Source organism: Corynebacterium sp. NML130628, assembly GCF_001875665.1.
Classification (GTDB): domain Bacteria; phylum Actinomycetota; class Actinomycetes; order Mycobacteriales; family Mycobacteriaceae; genus Corynebacterium.
The window spans coordinates 1-17,040 of record NZ_MLAL01000031.1; the positions used below are offsets into that span (position 1 = coordinate 1).

General features: G+C 60.6%; 8 protein-coding genes and 1 tRNA gene. 1 reads left to right on the forward strand and 8 read right to left on the reverse strand.

The genetic code is table 11. From position 1 onward, the window contains the following. Nucleotides 1-143: 143 nt before the first annotated feature. The 6 genes from tgt to BJP07_RS08655 form a co-directional block, all read right to left on the reverse strand. A complete protein-coding gene (tgt, locus tag BJP07_RS08630; protein WP_071567084.1) occupies nt 144-1,397 on the reverse strand; it encodes a tRNA guanosine(34) transglycosylase Tgt in 1,254 nt (417 codons plus the stop codon). Then, entirely contained in the window at nt 1,394-3,796 is a 2,403-nt protein-coding gene (locus BJP07_RS08635; protein WP_071567085.1) for an MMPL family transporter, read from the reverse strand. The genes tgt and BJP07_RS08635 overlap by 4 nt, the downstream gene beginning before the upstream one ends. 446 nt (nt 3,797-4,242) lie before the next feature. Continuing rightward, a tRNA-Ser gene (locus tag BJP07_RS08640) sits at nt 4,243-4,330 on the reverse strand. A gap of 49 nt (nt 4,331-4,379) precedes the next feature. Next, nucleotides 4,380-4,586: a CsbD family protein gene (locus BJP07_RS08645; RefSeq protein WP_071567086.1), complete on the reverse strand. Its 207-nt coding sequence runs from the start codon at nt 4,584-4,586 to the stop codon at nt 4,380-4,382. Between the two features lie 90 nt (nt 4,587-4,676). Continuing rightward, a complete protein-coding gene (locus BJP07_RS08650; RefSeq protein ID WP_255365964.1) occupies nt 4,677-5,153 on the reverse strand; it encodes a nucleoside deaminase in 477 nt (158 codons plus the stop codon). Nucleotides 5,154-5,164: 11 nt separating this feature from the next. Beyond that, entirely contained in the window at nt 5,165-5,647 is a 483-nt protein-coding gene (locus BJP07_RS08655) for a tRNA adenosine deaminase-associated protein (protein ID WP_071567087.1), read from the reverse strand. A gap of 52 nt (nt 5,648-5,699) precedes the next feature. Here BJP07_RS08655 and BJP07_RS08660 point away from each other — a divergent pair, with 52 nt between their 5' ends. Next, complete coding sequence (locus BJP07_RS08660) at nt 5,700-6,731, forward strand: prephenate dehydrogenase (protein ID WP_255365965.1); 1,032 nt, start codon at nt 5,700-5,702, stop codon at nt 6,729-6,731. Nucleotides 6,732-6,817: 86 nt separating this feature from the next. Here BJP07_RS08660 and BJP07_RS08665 read toward each other — a convergent pair whose 3' ends face one another. After that, on the reverse strand, nt 6,818-8,710 hold the full coding sequence (locus BJP07_RS08665) for a hypothetical protein (protein WP_071567088.1): 1,893 nt from the start codon (nt 8,708-8,710) through the stop codon (nt 6,818-6,820). A 143-nt stretch (nt 8,711-8,853) separates the two neighbouring features. Further along, complete coding sequence (locus BJP07_RS08670) at nt 8,854-15,876, reverse strand: carboxypeptidase regulatory-like domain-containing protein (RefSeq protein WP_177222553.1); 7,023 nt, start codon at nt 15,874-15,876, stop codon at nt 8,854-8,856. Nucleotides 15,877-17,040 lie beyond the last annotated feature (1,164 nt).

Here is a 17,040-nt window from a genome sequence, read left to right on the forward strand (position 1 = left end):
CGGGGTTGGTGTTGTAGTGTGCCCAATCCCTCTCGGGTGGGTTTGGTATCAGCGGGGGAATATCGTGCGGGGACATGGGCGGGGACCTCCTTCGGTTCGGCGCTCACAACCAGCCTGCCACCTAGGGGGACGTGCGTCTTTTGTCACTCGGTCCCCGCGTAGTACCTGCCCATGAACTCCTCGCGGAACGCTTCGTAGTCCCCGGCGTCGATGGCACGCCGGATGTTGTCCACCAGGCGGATCATGAACTCCAGGTTGTGCATGGTGCACAGCGTGCCCGCCAGGAACTCCTTCGCCTTGAGCAGGTGGTGGATGTAAGCGCGCGAGTAGTTCTCGGAGACGTAGCCGCCGAACTCCTCGTCGACGCCGGAGAAGTCCCGCTTGAACCGGGCGTTCATCAGGTTCATGCGCCCGTCCAGCGTATAGACGCCCCCACGGCGCCCAAGCCGCGTCGGGGCGACGCAGTCGAACGTGTCGGCTCCGGCTTCGACGGCGGTGAAGATGTCGTCCGGCTCGGAGATGCCCAGCAGGTGGCGCGGCTTGTCCACGGGCAGCTCGTCAGTGACCCAGCCGACGATGGTGCCCAGGTTTTCCTTCTCAAGGGCGCCGCCGATGCCGAACCCGCCGAAGCCGCGTCGGCCGGCCTCGCGCGCCTCCCGGTCGAGGTCGAGCAGTCCGCGGGTGGCGTGGCGTCGTAAATCTTCGTACTGGGCGCCCTGCACCACGCCCCACAGTGACTGCTTCGGGCGGTGCGTGCGCTCCTCGGTGAGGCGGTGGTGCTCGTCGAGGCAGCGCTTCGCCCAGCGGTGGGTGCGCTCCACGGAACGCTCCTGGTAGTCGCGGGTATCCACGAGGGTGGTGAGCTCGTCGAAGGCGAACATGATGTCGGCGCCGAGCTGGTGTTGGATCTGCATGCTCACCTCGGGGGTGAAGCGGTGCTTGGAACCGTCGATGACAGACTTGAAGTCGACGCCGTCTTCGTCGACCATCGCCATGCGCTTACGCTTCTCGGCCCGGATGTCTTTGTCTGTCAGCCCGGCCGTGTCCATCGCGAGGACCTTCTTGAAGCCGACGCCCAGGCTCATCACCTGGAAGCCACCCGAGTCCGTGTAGGTCGGGCCGTCCCAATTCTCGAAGGCGGCGACGCCCCCGGCCTCATCGACGATGTCGGGACCCGGCTGCAGGTACAGGTGGTAGGCGTTGGACAGGATCGCCTGCGCACCGGTCTGGTGGATCTGCTCCGGGGTGAGCGTTTTCACCGTGGCTTTCGTCGCCACCGGGATGAACGCCGGAGTTTGGATCGGGCCGTGCGGCGTATGGATCACACCCGTGCGCCCATGCTTACCCGGCGCGTCATACAGGGTGGTGTTCAGGTCGAAGGAAAGATCGTCGGTCATGCGTGCTCCAGTGATTCGGGGTGAAATTCGGCCTCGAGTTCGGTGCCTTCCACGTCAACTTCCGGCAGCGCCTTGTCCAGCCACTTCGGCATCCACCAGGTGGAACGGCCCAGGATAAACATCGTAGCGGGGACGAGCGCCATGCGGACGAAGAAGGCGTCGAAAAATACGGCGGCGCCGAGCGTGAAGCCGAAGATTTGGATGAACGGCAACGGCTGATCGATGAACGCCACGAACACCGCAATCATAATGATCGCCGCGGCCGTAACCACGCGCGCGCCCTGCACGAAGCCCTCGACGGTGGACTCGCGCACCGCCTTGATTTCCGCCTCCGGGTCGCCGGCGCGGCGCAGCTTCAGGTAGCGCTCGCGGATGCGGGTGACCAGGAAGACCTGGTAGTCCATGGCCAGGCCAAACGTGACGCCGATCAGGAAGATCGGCATGAATGACAGGATCGGGCCCGGAGTATTCACCAAGCCGCCCCAGCCAAGCTGGAACATGCCCACCGTCATGCCGAACGCCGCTCCCACCGACAGCAGGAACCCAAGACCCGCCACGACTGGCACCAGGATGGAACGGAATACAAGGATCAGCAACACAATCGCCAGCCCGACCACAATCGCCAGGTAGAGCGGCATCGCCGCCGCAAGCTCCTCGGTGATGTCCATCTGCACCGCCGTCAGGCCCGTCAAACCTATCGACGTCCCCGTCGCATCCTCCACCTGCGCATTATTCGCGCGCAACGCATGCGCCACCTCCAGCGTGTACTCCTCCTCCGGGCCGCCCTTCGGGGTGGCCAGGATCCGAGCCGCCGTCAAATCCTCGTTCGCGCCGATGAGCTGGGCGTGCTCAATACCGTTGACGCTGTTGGCCTCCTGCACCGCATACAGAAACGACGCCAGCGCCGCCTTCTGCGCGCGCCCGCCAGCCTCGTCCGGCATCATCGCCATGTACGGCTGCAGCATCTCCGCGTCCGGGTTAACGGAGGTGGCGTCGACAACCAAGAGGAACGGGGCATTCACCCCAGGGCCGAAGCCCTCCGCCATCAAATCCGCCGACTTACGCTGCGTCGTGTCCAAGTTCGACGTCGTATCCGACGGCAACGCCATCTCCAGCTGCAGCAAGGGTGACGCCAGCGCACCCAGCCCCAGCACGACGACCGTCATCACCACCACCGGGAACCTGCGCACAAAGTTCACCCAGGAGCGGCCCACCGACTTCGCCGCCAAGTCACGGCCTTCACGCTTACCCGGGCCAGGGTTGCCCGCGAACCACGGCAACTTCCCACCAAAGGAACGCTCACCCCACACGCCCAACAGCGCCGGGAGCAGCGTCAACGCCACCAGCACCGCGATGAGCACCGTCAGCGCAGCCGCCAAGCCCATCCACGTCAAAAACTCAATCCCGGCCAGGGACAGCGCCACCAGCGCCGTGAACACCGTCGTCCCCGCGAACACCACCGAAGAACCGGCCGTGCCCACCGCCAGGCCCGCCGCCTCCGGCGCGTCCAGCGTCTGCCGCTCCTGCCTGTACCGCGACAGGATGAACAGCGCGTAGTCAATACCGACAGCCAGGCCGATCATCACCGCCAGCACCGGCGTGACCTCGTTGAGCTCCACCCAATGCGTCGTGATCAGCACCGCCAGCACACCAATGCCCACCCCCACAACAGCGCTCACAATCGGCATTGTCGACGCCACCAAGGACCCAAACGTCACAATCAGCACCACAAACGCCACCGCGAGACCCACCATCTCCGACGTCGTCTTAATCTGAATCGGGTCGCCGAACCCGGCGCCACCAGCCTCGACCTGCAGCCCAGCCTCCCGGCCGATCTCCATCGCCTCGCTCACCACGGCGCGCTCTTCTTCCGACACCGTCATCGAAGACTCCGCGCCGAACTCAAACGTGGTGTACCCAATCCGGCCATCGTCCGACACCATCCGCAGGTAGTACGCGTCCTGCTTCGCCTGCTCCTCAGGCAGGCCCATCTGCGTCATCTGCCCGACGATCATCTCCCCCAGCTCCCGGTTCACATTCACCGGGTTGCCAAACCTGTCCGTCCCCGTCAGCCCCTCCAGGTGCTCCTCGATGTAGCCGACCGTCGCGTCCATCCCCGCCATGAACTCCGGCTCCTCTAATCGACGCCCCTCCGGCGCCGCAAACACCAAATTCACCCCAGGCGCCGTCGCCACATTCCCCTCACCCGGAAAGTGCCGATCCATGTCCTCCAACGCGTCGATCGCCGGTGTTCCCGAAATCGAAAACTCCGACGTAAACGGCTTCATCAGCGAAAACGCCCCCGCCGCCGTCGCCCCAAGCAGCAACAGCCACGCCACGATCACCTTCCACTTATGCAGAAATGACCAGCGCCCAAGCCGAAACAGCATCTTCGCCACGGTGTTTACGTCCTCACTGTCGCTTCACGATTGTTGGTGCCACCAAGCCGTGGCACGTTACCACGCCATCTTATAGGCGGAACCCGGGTGGGCTCGCCTTCGGGGAACAATTTTGGGTTCGAGGCCGGTTCCCGTCGACCAACCAACCCGTTTCCCCAGGTCGCCGCCCTCGTCGCGTGAAAAAGTTCCCCGCGCCCCTCGTGCCGACACCAAATTCCCCCACCGAGATTCGGCGACCTGGGAAAACGCTCTGCTCCGTCCCCAAAATTCGGGAATTTGGTGCGTGGGGTGTTTGATGTGACACCAGATTCCCCCACCGAGATTCGGCGACCTGGGGAAACGCCCTGCCCCCTCGCCCAAAACCGGGAATTTGGTGCCGTTCCGCACACCTCCGAACAAACAAAAACAACGCACCCCAGCCCAACCCGGAGTGCGTTGTTTTTAATTGGCGGTAGCGGCGGGATTTGAACCCGCGGAGGTTTTACCCTCACTCGCTTTCGAGGCGAGTACCTTCGGCCGCTCGGACACGCTACCGCAAACCAGAGTAACGGTTATTGTCCGAGCAACCAAATCAAGGCGGGGCTTAGTCGTTCAGCTTGTCCTCGACCTTGGCGGCAACTTCGTTTGCCTTCTCTTTGATGGAGTCGGCTGCCTCACCGATCTTGTCCTTTGCGTCGCCGATGAGCTGGTTTGCCTTGCCTTCGTTTTCGAGGGACTTGTCGTCGGAAACCTTGCCGGCTGCTTCCTTAGCGGTGCCCTTCAGCTTGTCTCCTGCTCCTTCAAAAGCCATGTCGTTGCTCCCTTTCGTTTCGTTCCTAAGCTAACAGTTCCCCATAGTAACCACTTTCGTGGCGGGAGGCTGTAACGATTCGGTTACGTATTAGCGCAGGTCTCGAAAAAATTCGGCGAGTAGTGCGGCGTTTTCGGGTTCCATGATCCCGCCGCGGACTTGAATTTGGTGGAGGTGGTGGGGGTCCCGGAGGGCGTCGAGAAGGGAGCCGACGGCGCCGGTTTTGGGTTCGAAGGCGCCGAAGATGAGGGAGTCGACGCGGGCGCCGAGGAGGGCCCCGGCGCACATGGTGCAGGGTTCCAGGGTGACGACGAGCTCGCAGCCGTCGAGTCTCCAGCTCCCGTGGGTGCGCGCGGCGGCCCGGATGGCTTCAACTTCGGCGTGGGCGGTGGGGTCTTGGCGTTGTTCGCGCCGGTTGACGCCGCGGCCAATAACCTCGCCGTCGGTGTCGAAGACGAGGGCGCCGACGGGCACGTCGCCGGGCGGGGTCGTGGTGGCGAGGTCAAGCGCTTGTTGCATGCGGGCGGTGGCGCGCCGCTGCCAGGCCGGGGAAGGCATCTCTCGCATAGTTGGCACAGTTAGCGCAGTGCCTCGTGGAGTTCGTCGACGAAGCCGAGGGCGTCGGCGATGTCGTCGATGAGGTCGGCGGGTTCTTCGTCGGCGTCGAGAAGGAGGCTGAGGCGTTCTTCGGTGAGGCCGAGGTCGGCGAGGATGTCGAAGTCGCCGTCGGCCCAGCTGTCGGTGTCGTCGAGGTCTTCGGGGTCGATGTCGGGGATGTCGCAGCCGGCTTCTTCGAGGGCGTCGGCGGCGTAGTCGTCGTCGACGGCGATGGGGGCGTCGCTAAGGAGGATGCGTGCGCGATTTGGGCCTGGCCGCAGCACCACAACGTACTCATTTTCGACGTTGAGCAGCGCAAACGCTGGACCTTCGCTGCGGAGGCGGCGTACTGCGGCGATGGTGTCTTCCAGGGAGTCGAAGGTGTCGTTGTAGCGGCGCACGGACCATGCGCCGTCGTGCTGCGCGACTGTCACTGCGTACCCGTCTGGAAATTCCTGTGCCATGCTTCCTGACATTAGCCTGCACGCAGTGAATTTGTCACTAGAATGTGAAACCGTGACTGCCTCATTCCTACATTCTTCGCGCCACCTGCCTCCCGTCTGCATTGTTGGGCTGGGCCTGATTGGTGGCTCCATCATTCGCGACCTCACCGCGGCTGGCCATGAAGCGTTCGGCTACACGCACTCGAATGCGGGCACGCGCGCAGCGCAAAAGGATGGTTTCGACGTCACCAACGACCTCGTCGCCGCGCTACAGAAGGCGGAGGCGCAGCAGGCGCTGATCGTGATCGCGGTGCCGATGGACGCCGTGGCGACCGTCCTGGACGCCATCGCTGAGCACGCCCCGAGCTGCGGCATCACCGACGTTGTCAGCGTGAAGCAGCCCGTGTACGACCTTGTCCTGGAACGCGGTCTTGAGGAGCGCTACGTCGGCGGGCACCCGATGGCGGGCACCGAGTTTTCGGGCTGGTCGGCGTCCCATGAGGGGCTGTTCCAGCGCGCGGCGTGGGTGGTGACGTATGACTACGCGGAGCACGTCGACAAGGTGCCACAGACGTGGGCGAGCTTGTTCGCGGACGTGTGCAACCTCGTTGCGGTCACGGGCGCAGAGGCCGTCCCGGTGTCCGTGAAGCGCCACGACGAGGCGGTGGCGCGCGTGTCGCACCTGCCGCATGTGATTGCGGAGGCCCTGTCGGTTGTCGGGGATCGCGGGGGCACGCTGGCGCAGTCGTTGGCGGCGGGATCGTTCAAGGGCGCGACGCGCGTCGCTGGCACGGACCCGTCGCTGGTGCGCAACATGTGCGAGACCAACGCCGAGAGCCTCGTGGACATCATCGACGAGTTCACCGAACTTCTTCTCGACGCCCGCTCCGCCCTCGCCGCCGACTCCCCTTCCATGAAGCGCCTTGCAGACAACGGGCACCGGGCCCATACTCGCATGCTGGCACGTTCGGGCGCGCGCCGCGAGTCGGTGTCGCCGGTGAAGATTTCTTCGCGTCCTGTGATGCGCCTGCACCCGGGTGCGCCGGGGTGGGTGAAGCAGCTGCGCCAGATCGAGTCGTTGGGCGGGCGCGTCGAGGTGTTCTAACTCGCGTTTGCTGGGTATGGCTAGGTATGGCGAGGGCCCGAGGGGATCGCTCCCTTCGGGCCTTTCGTATGCGTTCAGCGTGTCGCTTATGCGTCGCGACGACGTCCCATGAAGATGTACGCGCCACCGATCAGGAACAGCACAATGCCGAGCGTGATCACGCCGGACATTGGGGTACCGGTGTCGGCGAGGTCCCCGCTGCGGGTCGACGTGGTCGTCGAGGAGGACTTGCTGGAGCTGCGTGAGGTGCTCTTCGCCGTGGAGCGCGAGGCCGCAGTGCTGCGGGACGTTGCGCTGGTGGTGCGCCCGGTGGACACGGTGCCGGAGCTCTTCGAGTTGGAGAACGTCGAGGTCGACTTGGTCGAGGTGGTCGTCGACCTCGAGCCTGCACCGGCGCCTGCGCCCGCGAGGGCGCCGAATGCGCCGAGCAGCGGCTTGACTTCCTTGAACACGTCAAGAATCTCCTGCGGCTTGGACTTCGTGCTTGTTGCGCGAGTGTCCTTGTCCAGCGTGATTTCCTTGACCAGGTCGTCCTTCTTGATCTGGACGGACTTGTTTTTGAAGCCCTTGGGGGCCTCTGCAAGGCGGACAGTGAAGCTCTTGTTGTTGAGCTCTGCTGGCAGGGTCGTCGACAAGTAGCCGTCGGCGTCAGTCTCGCCGTCGAGCTCAAGGTTGTCCAGGCTCGGGACAACCAGGCGCGCGCCCTCAACTGGCTTCTTATCGCTGCCACTACCTGCGTAGATCTCGATCTCGAGCGTGCGCAGCTCTGGGGCCTCTTCCGTCTGGGTTGGGGACGGCTTCGCAGTGTTCTGCGCCGACGGCTGTTGCTCAGAGGTCTTTGAGGATGGCTCAGCTGGCTGCGAGGCGTCAGTGTTGGGCTTCTCTGCTTCTTTAGACGCCGAGGCCGGCGTATCCGCCTCCGTACCCGCGTGCTTGATGGCGGTGAACCCGAGCTTCTTGTCGGTGCCGAGCACCTCGCTGAGCGTGTCGTCGCCGTCCTGGGAGAACGTTGCCACGAGCTCGTCGCCAGGGCCGATCTTGAACTGCGCTGGCTTGAACTCGACGGTGTTGCCATCCTTGTCGCCGGCAACGAAAACGTCGGTGTCCTTAGTGACTGCGTAGGCGACCTCGCCGAGGCGATCGATGCCCTCAGTCTTGACGCCGTGGGCAACCTTCAGCGTGGTCACGCTGAGCTTGTCAGTGTCGGTGTTCAGGGTCCACAACGCCGGTTTTCCATCGAGGGTTTCGGCGTATGCGTGCAGGTACTCGCCCTTCGGGTCGGTCTTCTTCGAAGCCGCACCCCACGCGCCCGGCGCCTTGAAGTGCTTCGGGTTGCTGAAGGTGTCCACCGTCACCTTGTGCTCGGTGAACACTGGGGTGGTGGTTGCGTCCAGTTTGTCCAGGTCGATGGCGTAGTAGGTGTCGCCGTCCTGCGACAGCTCCTCCGACACGATCAGGCGGCCATGAGAGGTGATGGTCGCCGTAGTGATGTCAGCCGGAAGCGCGCCGAGCTCGACGCGTGCAGCCCCAAGATCTTCAACGTTGCCCGTCGTCGGGTCGATCTTCAGCAGGTGATTCTCCTGCGGCGCGGTGGACAGCGCGTAGACACTACCGTCGGTCGGGTGTCCCGCGACCGCCGTGTACTTCCATGCGCCGGACTCAAGTTCTACACCGCTCGTACCGGTGCCTGGCTTATCGCTTGTCGACGCCTTCTTCGCCTTCACTGGCGTCGTCGCCACCGCTGGCGCACCCGCGACGGACGGAGCAACGCTCACCGCAGGGGTGGTGCTGGCGCTCGAAGCCACACTGGAGGACGCGCTACTCGAAGGAGCGGTTGCTGACGTGGTGACGGGCGCCTGGGTGGGCGTCGCGGGCGTGGTGTCAGCGTTCGCTGCCACTGGGACGAGTGTGAATGTCCCGGCGAGTGCGGACGCCATCGCCAAGCGGCCGTAGTAACCGGCGGTCTTCGAAATTTTCATTGTTCCCTCTCGTATAGGTTGCGGGGCTGCAAACCCAATAATCCACTATTCAATGTACAAAACGCACTGGTACTTCTCAAGCAGCAACCCGCCACCATTTTCGTGGTGGCGGGTTGTTTCGCGCTCGTTCGGCACCTTACGACCTAGGAGACTTTTTCTGTCTCTTTCGCGGGGGTCTCTTCCTTTTTGCTCGAACCGTTGCCCTTGCTGGAACGATCGACTCCGGACTCACAGGCGGCGTACGCCAGACCCACGGCGATGGCACCGACAGCGACAAGCATGACGGCCAGCACTGCGGGACCAGCTGCTGGGTGCAGTTGCTCAAGCTGACGGCTGATCTGGTTCATCCACGCTGGGCGCTCGATTGCGAGTTGCGGCATCGCCTGGTTGAACTGCTTGACCACGGCGTTGAACTGGTCTTCGTAGATGACCAGGCTGCCCGCCATTGCACCGATCAACAGGCCGAGCGGGATGAGGTACATCGCCGGGTTCGATGCGGAGGACGTCTCCGTGATGCAGCGTCCGAGGGAGCTGCCTTCATTCGGCGCCCCCACCTTCGCCAGTTCGATGTTGAGCTTCGTTGGCTTCTCGGGCTCGACGTTGAACAGCTTGGTGGTGATCTTTTGACCCTTCGCACCCTGCTCGGTCGGAATGCCCAGCTCTCCGACGATCTTCATGGCGTCATCAGACGGGTTGGTCACGCGCAGCTTGTACTTGCCTGGCGTGACGTTGCCGTAGGCGAACTTGCCGTTGCTGTCGACGTTTGCGCTCAAGGAGGTCTTGTTGTCCTCCGAAATGAGCTCCACCTTCGCCTCGGTGAGCAGGCCAGCGGGCAGGCCGCTGAGCACACCATCGATGTATCCCTTCGGGGCCTTGCCCTCAGACACGATGACGTGTGCGTTACCCCACGAGTTCTTGTTCGGGGTGACCGTCAGGATTGACGGTGGGTCTTCTTCGAAGATGCCCTCTTCTTCCTTGATGCCAGGGCTACGACGTGGCTGGTCAAGGTCAGCCTTCACCAGCGCCTTGTTGTGGTGGCGGGTGCCCGGCTTCAGAGGAGGCAGCGCAGCAGTGAGGAAGACGCGCTCGCCTGGCAGCAGGGTGCGGTTCCAATCACTTGGCAAGTCGATTTCCATCGGCTTGCAGTCGCTGGCTTCGGCTTCGTTCGCGCCGTCCTTCCACTCACACACTTCGTCGGTCAGGGTGACGTTGTACATCGGAGCGGAGCCACGGTTCATGATCTCGTAGGTGAAGTACATGTCTTCATCCACGTCGAGCGACACTGGCTTGTCCTTATCGACGCCGAATCGTGCATTGACCTTCTTCTCAACGGAAGCCGAACCAATGCGCGCCACCGCGTTATTAGGTGTCGACGCCACCATCTGCCCCTTGCCGTTCTTACCGTGAACCGTCGCAATGTTGTTGACAATAGGCATGTTCTTCTGCGGCGGCATGACCGCGGAAAAGTACACGTGCTCACCCGGTGCCAACGTGCCCTTGAAGTCCTTCGGCTTTACTACCTTGGTGTCGCCCAGGAATGGGTCATCCAAAGTAATGTCCGTGATGACTTCGTTGGTTTCGTTGGTGATCAGGAAGCCGTAGACCAAGTCCCAGTCTTCAGGCAAGATCGGCGCGTTGTCCAAATCGTCGGCGTCATACCCGCGGATACGCTTGCTCAACTTGAGCTGCTTCTCCGTGAGGTGAACGCCAGGAATTGCAGCGTTCTCACCAGGCTTCACCGGAACATACATTGGGTCGACGTTCTGGATGCCTTGCGGAGTGAACACCTCGATGGTTGTCGTACCAGGCAGCGCCTGATCGAAGACGAACTTACCGTTCTTGTCGGTAGCGACCTCTGTGGTTTTACCACGCGAGTCGGTTGCCGTCACGATAACGCCCTCGATTGGGTTGCCCTTGCCGTCGTCAACAACGCCCTCCACGTTGCTTCGTGGAGCCTGCACTGTCACAACACCGAGCTCAATCGCCTTGTCCTCAGTGACAGTGACCTTCTTTGGCCACCCCTTCGGCTTTGTCCAGCCTTCCGGAACATTGATGTCGATGGTGTAGTCGCCCGGCTCGAGGCGGTCTGTGGTGAAGTAGCCGTCCTTGCCGATTTTCACTGCCGGTAGGGTCTCAATCGGCTTACCGTTCTCGTCCAAACGCGGACTGCCGTCCTTGTGCTTGTCGGTACCAGTGATGTGAATCGTGCCACCCTTGATTGGGTAGTTGCCATCGTCAAGCAGCCAACCGCTAATCGTACCTGGGGCTGCGCCCGGCTTCGGGTTCGGCGTCGGCTTGCGGTTGAGGTAAATCCGCACGTCGTCGGTTGACTTACCGGCTTCGACGACCACGCGCTCGTAGCGAGGCTTGTTGTAGCCTTCTGGCGCCTCAACCTGGACCACGTACTCACCCGGCTCGAGGCCGACTGCGGTGAAGATACCGCTGGCATTCGTGGTGACCTGCGTAGACGTGCCGCCAAGGCGAAGTATGTTGACCTTCGCGCCCGAGATTGGGTCAACTGGCTTGCCCTCGCTCAGGCCAAGCACGTTGCCTTCCAGGGCACCCGTGGTCGGGGTCGTCTCGACTGGGACGCGCTCAAGCTTGATGTCCTGAACATAATTGTCCAGACCAGGCTCGATAACGACCGTGATCGCTCGTGGTTCAACGTAGCCTTCCGGCTGCGCGACCCGCAGGAGGTATTCACCAGTCGGAAGGCCATTGCGGCGGAACGTGCCGTCTGCGTTGATAGCAACCGGGTAGCGTGCCTCCCCTCGGACGAGCACCAAGCCGGTCTGTGGCAGCGGAGCGTTGGTTTTCTTGTCGTAGACACCACCAATGAGGTTACCGGTTTCGGCCTGCACGTCGCTTTTCTTCAACGTGATGGTGTCGACCTTCCGCACCTTACCGGCTTCAACCTTCACCGGGATGTTGTCAACATCTTCGTAGCCAACTGGCTGGGTCACCTTCAGGGTGTACGAGCCTGCTGGGATGTTGGCGTCGTCAAATGTGCCGTCCTCGGCAACCTTGACGTCGATGGTATCGCCCTTGCCAGAGGTCGGCTCAAGTGCGATACCCACATTAACTACCGGGTTGCCGTCTTCGTCCTCGACCTTGCCCGAGACGGTGCCCTTCGTAGGCTTCGCCTTGAGCGTGATGTCCAGGTTCGATGTCTTGGCAGCATCCACCGATGTCTTCAGACCGGAGATTGATTTGAACTTCTCCGGTTGTACAACGTCAACCGTGTACTCGCCTACCGGAACCTGAGCGAAAGAGAACGTACCGTCTTCAGCGGACGTGGCCTCGATCGGCTGCTGACCCGGGAAGTTCAGCTTGATCTTGACGTCACCTACCGGATCGCCGTTCTCGTCACGGACCGTACCGGCAACTTCGCCGATCTCGGCAATGAACTGGATCGTGCCAAGGTCGGCTTTCTCAGCCGGATGCACTGTCAACGGTGGAAGGCTCACGCGCTTGTAGTTTTCCGGCGATGTGACCTCAACTTTGTACGTACCAGCTGGCAGCTCCGGCACGTTAATTTCGCCGCCGTTGCTGAAGTCAAGCTCAAGCGGTTCACCGGAGTCCGGCACCAGGCGGACTCCAGCGCCCTCGACGACCTTGTCGTTCGAGAAGGTGACCTTGCCCGTCAAGCTCCCAGGCTTACGCTGCAGGACAACCTGGACAGGGTCAGTACCATGTCCAAGCACAACCTCGAAACTCTCACTCTCGTTGCCGAGGTGGGTTTCAGTCTCTGCGACCTTCACCGTGTAAGTGCCTGGTTCCATCCTGTCGAACGCAAAGCTGCCGTCCCTGTCGGTGTTCTGGGTCTTGACGACCGCACCATCTTGGATCAGCTGAGCTTCAACGCCTTCAATGGCCTTGCCGCCGTCGTCAAGTACCGATCCGTTGAGGCGCTTCAAGTCGCGAGTGATCGCGATCTTGATGTCGTACTTATTGCCTGCGAGCAAATCGTTCACAGTGAGGGTGTTACCCGTGTATTCACCGATCTTCCTGCGCACCTTAAAGGTCGCGTAGCCTTCCTTGAGGCCTTCGACGACAAACCTGCCATCCTCGTCGGTAATAACTTCTTGCGTGCCTCCGCTTTCAGCGAGCACAGTCGCACCCGCAACCGGCTGACCGGTCTCGTCAACGACGATTCCTGTAACTGTCACGGTCTCGCGCGTGACTCTAACGAATGCCAGATTAGCTGCCGCAGTAGAGCCAGGTGCGATTGTGATCCCCGACTCGAATCCTCCCTTGTAGCGGTCGGTCGGCTCAACCTCAATCTTGTAGGTGCCTGGGCGCAGCTTGTCAAACACGTGCATGCCGTCCTTGTCACCCACAGCCGTGGTTTCTGCGCCGTTCTCGTCGATGAGCTTGATCACCGGTTTATTGATCGCGCGACTAGTTTCGTCCATGACATGAACCGTCATGGCCCCATCTTTACGACGCAGTTTCACATCCCGCGCAACCTTCTCAGCTGCACCAACCGTGAACTCGACCGACTTTGCGTTCGCTGGATTTTCGTATGCAGAGGAGTCCGCGATGGTGACCTTGTAAGTGCCAACCGGAACCTTGTCGAAGACGACCTTACCGTCTGTGATGGTCAGCTCCTTGGTGAACGGCGTCTTGTCACCGTCAGACTGATAACCGTCAAGCTTCGCCTTCACACCACTTACTGGCTGCCCTACATCGTCAGTGACGTTAATCGTGACGGTGCCCGGGTCGCGGGTAACGGTGAAGATAACCTTACCGCCGGTTGCCCATTTCACTTCCACCTTGCCCGGTGCGGAACCATGGTTGTCACTCGCTTCGACCTTGAGCAAGTATTCACCAGCAGGAAGGTTACCCGAAGTGTAGACACCGCTTTCGCCTTCCGTCCAGGTCGTATTGACACCCGTGATGGTCAGCTTGGCACCACTGACTGGCTCACCAGCCTCATTGAGGACCGTCGCCACGATTGGAGCACGGTTTTCCTTCAGGTCGAACTCGACAGTCGCTGTCTGGCCAGGTTTAACGGTGACGGTTTTCTTCGTCTCATCAAAGCGGCCGTCGCCCGGATTCAGGACCGTGACATCGTACTCCCCTGGCAACAGCTTCGCGCTAGAGGTGTTTGTGAAGGAGAACTTGCCGTTCTCAACGCCGCCGTAGTCAACATATCGGCCGTCCTGGCTTCTTACTACCACCGAGACGCCACCCTGCGCCGGCTCACCTTCGATACGAACGGTGCCTTCAATTCGGGAAGTGGCACGATCAACCGTGATGTCACCAACATCCTTCCTCTCGGCGGCATCGAGTGTCGGGAACGTCTTCGAGACCTCTTCATAGGACCCGTCGCTCGCCTTATCGACGCTCACCGAACTAGTGCCAGCCGGCACTCCGGTGAAGGTGTACTTGCCGTCATTGTTGGTACGGGTAGTTTCCCGCCCCACACGCACCAGAGCGTTGGCCACCGGGTTACCTGCGTCATCGAGGACTCGGCCCATAACCTCGCCGGGGTTCTTCCTTGCCGTGATAGTGATGGGTTGACTTTCGCCACGAGGCTGGACGTCGATTTGTTGTGGCGGGTTCACAAACGTGTATTTGTCACCAACATCCCCCTTCGGGGAGGTCAGCTTGAGATCATAGGTACCTGGGTACAGTACCTGCTCAACGTAACCGCCATCTTTAGTCGTACCCTTACGGCTCTCAGCGTTCTCGGCCCTTTTGTTCGGATTCGGCGTAACTTCCCACGTCACACCGCCAACGCCATTGCCGGTGTCGGCGTCATTGAATTGGAGACGGAGTTGCTTCGTCTTGAAGTCCGGCTTCAGTGCACCTGGCAGGTCGTAGGTTTTGCCACCGTCAGTCCGATTGACCGGCACGGTCATATTCAGTTCGTAGGTGTAGTCAGTTTCATTAACCTTCACCTGAATAGTCTTCGTCGGTTTCACACCGGCAATGACGAACTGACCGCGAGCGTCTGTCTGCCCGCTCTTACCGTTTACAGAGACCGTGGCTTTATTAATTGGGTTATCAAACTGGTCCTTGACGACGCCCCGGTAGGAGGCCAGGGTCTTGGAGACTGTCGCTCGGACAGTCTTATCCTCACCTGGAAGCACATATTCATAGCCACTGCCGACGACCTTTCCATTCCGGTCGATGAGCTGGACTGAAACTTCACCAGGGTTGACAACGCCAAGGTCGTATCGCGCTTGGCCACTGTACGCATAATCACCCCAGGTGCGGCCATTGTATTTCAGGCGGACTCGTCCACCATCAAAATCCTCGTCCCCCGGGACTTCGATCTCTACCTTTGCCCGGGCGTCTTTCAGGGTCGGGCGGAAGTCAACACCGTCGACGGTGCGGTTACTAATGTTCACCGTTTGTGAACCGGTGTTGATGTAGTCGCCGGAGAGCTGGAAACGGTAGCTTCCATTATTCAGACCTAGGACCTTGTACTCCCCGGAAGACCACGGGGACACTTTCCTTACCTCACGGTTGTTTTGGTCAAATACCGTGAGGGTGAGCCCTTGCGCAACGCTGAAAGAGTAACCAGCTGGCAGGAATGCTCGACCGTTAACTTCCTTGCGCTGCAGATAGAAAGTGGCCACATGAGACTCGTTGCCTGGAATGCTAAACGTCTGCTTCGGTGCAGGAAAGTAATCATCCGACCCCCTGTAAAGGAGTTCATAATCGCCAGCAGCCTGAGCTAACGATCCATCTGACCAGCTTTCATGCTTAAAGGTAATTGCGTCGTTTCGCCCCAAGTCTGTGCGCTTGAGTTCGAACTCGCCGCCTGTATTCGATAGCGCACGACCTAGGCGATCGCGCATCCGCAATGACAGAGTCCCCTGGAGCTCATCAATCTTGATATCGAGGTAGGCCTGCTCATTAGCCTTGATTGTTACGGAGCCGCTTGACGTCGTTGTCTTGTCGTTCAGGCGAGCTTCCCAGCTGTACGTCCCAGCTGCGAACTTCTCGCTCGTAAACGAACCATCATGCCCAATAGAAACTTTCTTGCCATCAATCTTCAGGTCAACCTCGGAGGCCGAGTAGCCGTTCGGCACCTGCACATAGCCCCTGACCCAACCAGGCTTGGGCGCCTCCTGCGCTTCCCGGTGACCGAAACCACCCTTAATGTCGCCTTCGCGGAAGTTCCCATAAAGTTTACGGTCAACGTCGTTCACAGACTCAATCCACAGTGAATGAACGTCAGACTGCGGGAGATAGCAAGGGGACGAAGCGGAGCACTTGGAAGAAAGGTCTAGCTCGTACGACTTGCCGTCGGATGTGATTGGGAAATCAAACTCTCCCAAAGTCTCAACAACTTTAGCCCCTTGCCTAATCTGAACTTTGACCCGACCAATGGGCACGATCGACTTTTTAGAGCCCAACTTAGGGGTAATTGTAAAGATCCCCGAGAATGGAATTGGGTACCGCGCTGACCCTACAGTCCGTATCATCCACGAAATCTTTCGCTGACCGCCTTTGGTCACCTTTGCCTGCTGAATAGGCAAACTAGTGATTGACTCCGCCTCCGCCGACGGCAGCGCCACCTCGGCGGCATGGTCACTCACCGCCGGGACGGTCATCCCGCCGAGCGCCAGAGAGAAAGCAGTCGCCGTTGCAACGGCCGCTTTGCGAATACTGGAAAACAGCCCGCGTCCGGACCTACCGTTTCCGGTCATCATCGTCTCCTGATTCGTAAGTTATTGAGAGAATTCGAAGCACAAGGAGTAAGCGCACAGACTTCTCCTAAGTAATCTGTACAAATATACGTCGTTTACCACCGTCAACTCAACCTAAGAGCTACATATAAGCAGCGGAAGAAACACAAAGCTCCTCGTCGCACGCCCCCACTTATCGACGCCCCCTCCGACCTGCACGCTTAGGCCAAATCGCCCAACCACACCCCAAGCGCCTTGCTAGAAGCTGAGAGAAACAGGGTACCCCCTCCCCAATAGGCCTCGGACACCACATTCCAGCACCAATTACGTCTAGCACTTTTGTGAGCTGCCGCAATAAAAATAGTACTTTTCAAAATGGGGGATTCTGGTGTATGCACCCGTTGAGGCTGCACCAAATTCCCCGATTCAGCTGGTAGGCGCCAAGGTTTCCCCAGGTCACGAGCCCCTATGCCTATGAGCCGGGAATGTGGTGTCGAGCCATGCAGCGCAAAACCCCAGCCCACACAGTGGACTGGGGTGAAATGGTGCGCCCGGAGGTGTCCGAAGCCACGACATAGTTGACACGGCGTGCCTGCGAGAACCTTCCTGATGGTTGACACCTCAGCCGCGACATGGTTGACACTTAGCTTGAGGAAACAACCTGGGGTGGTGGTTGACACCTCA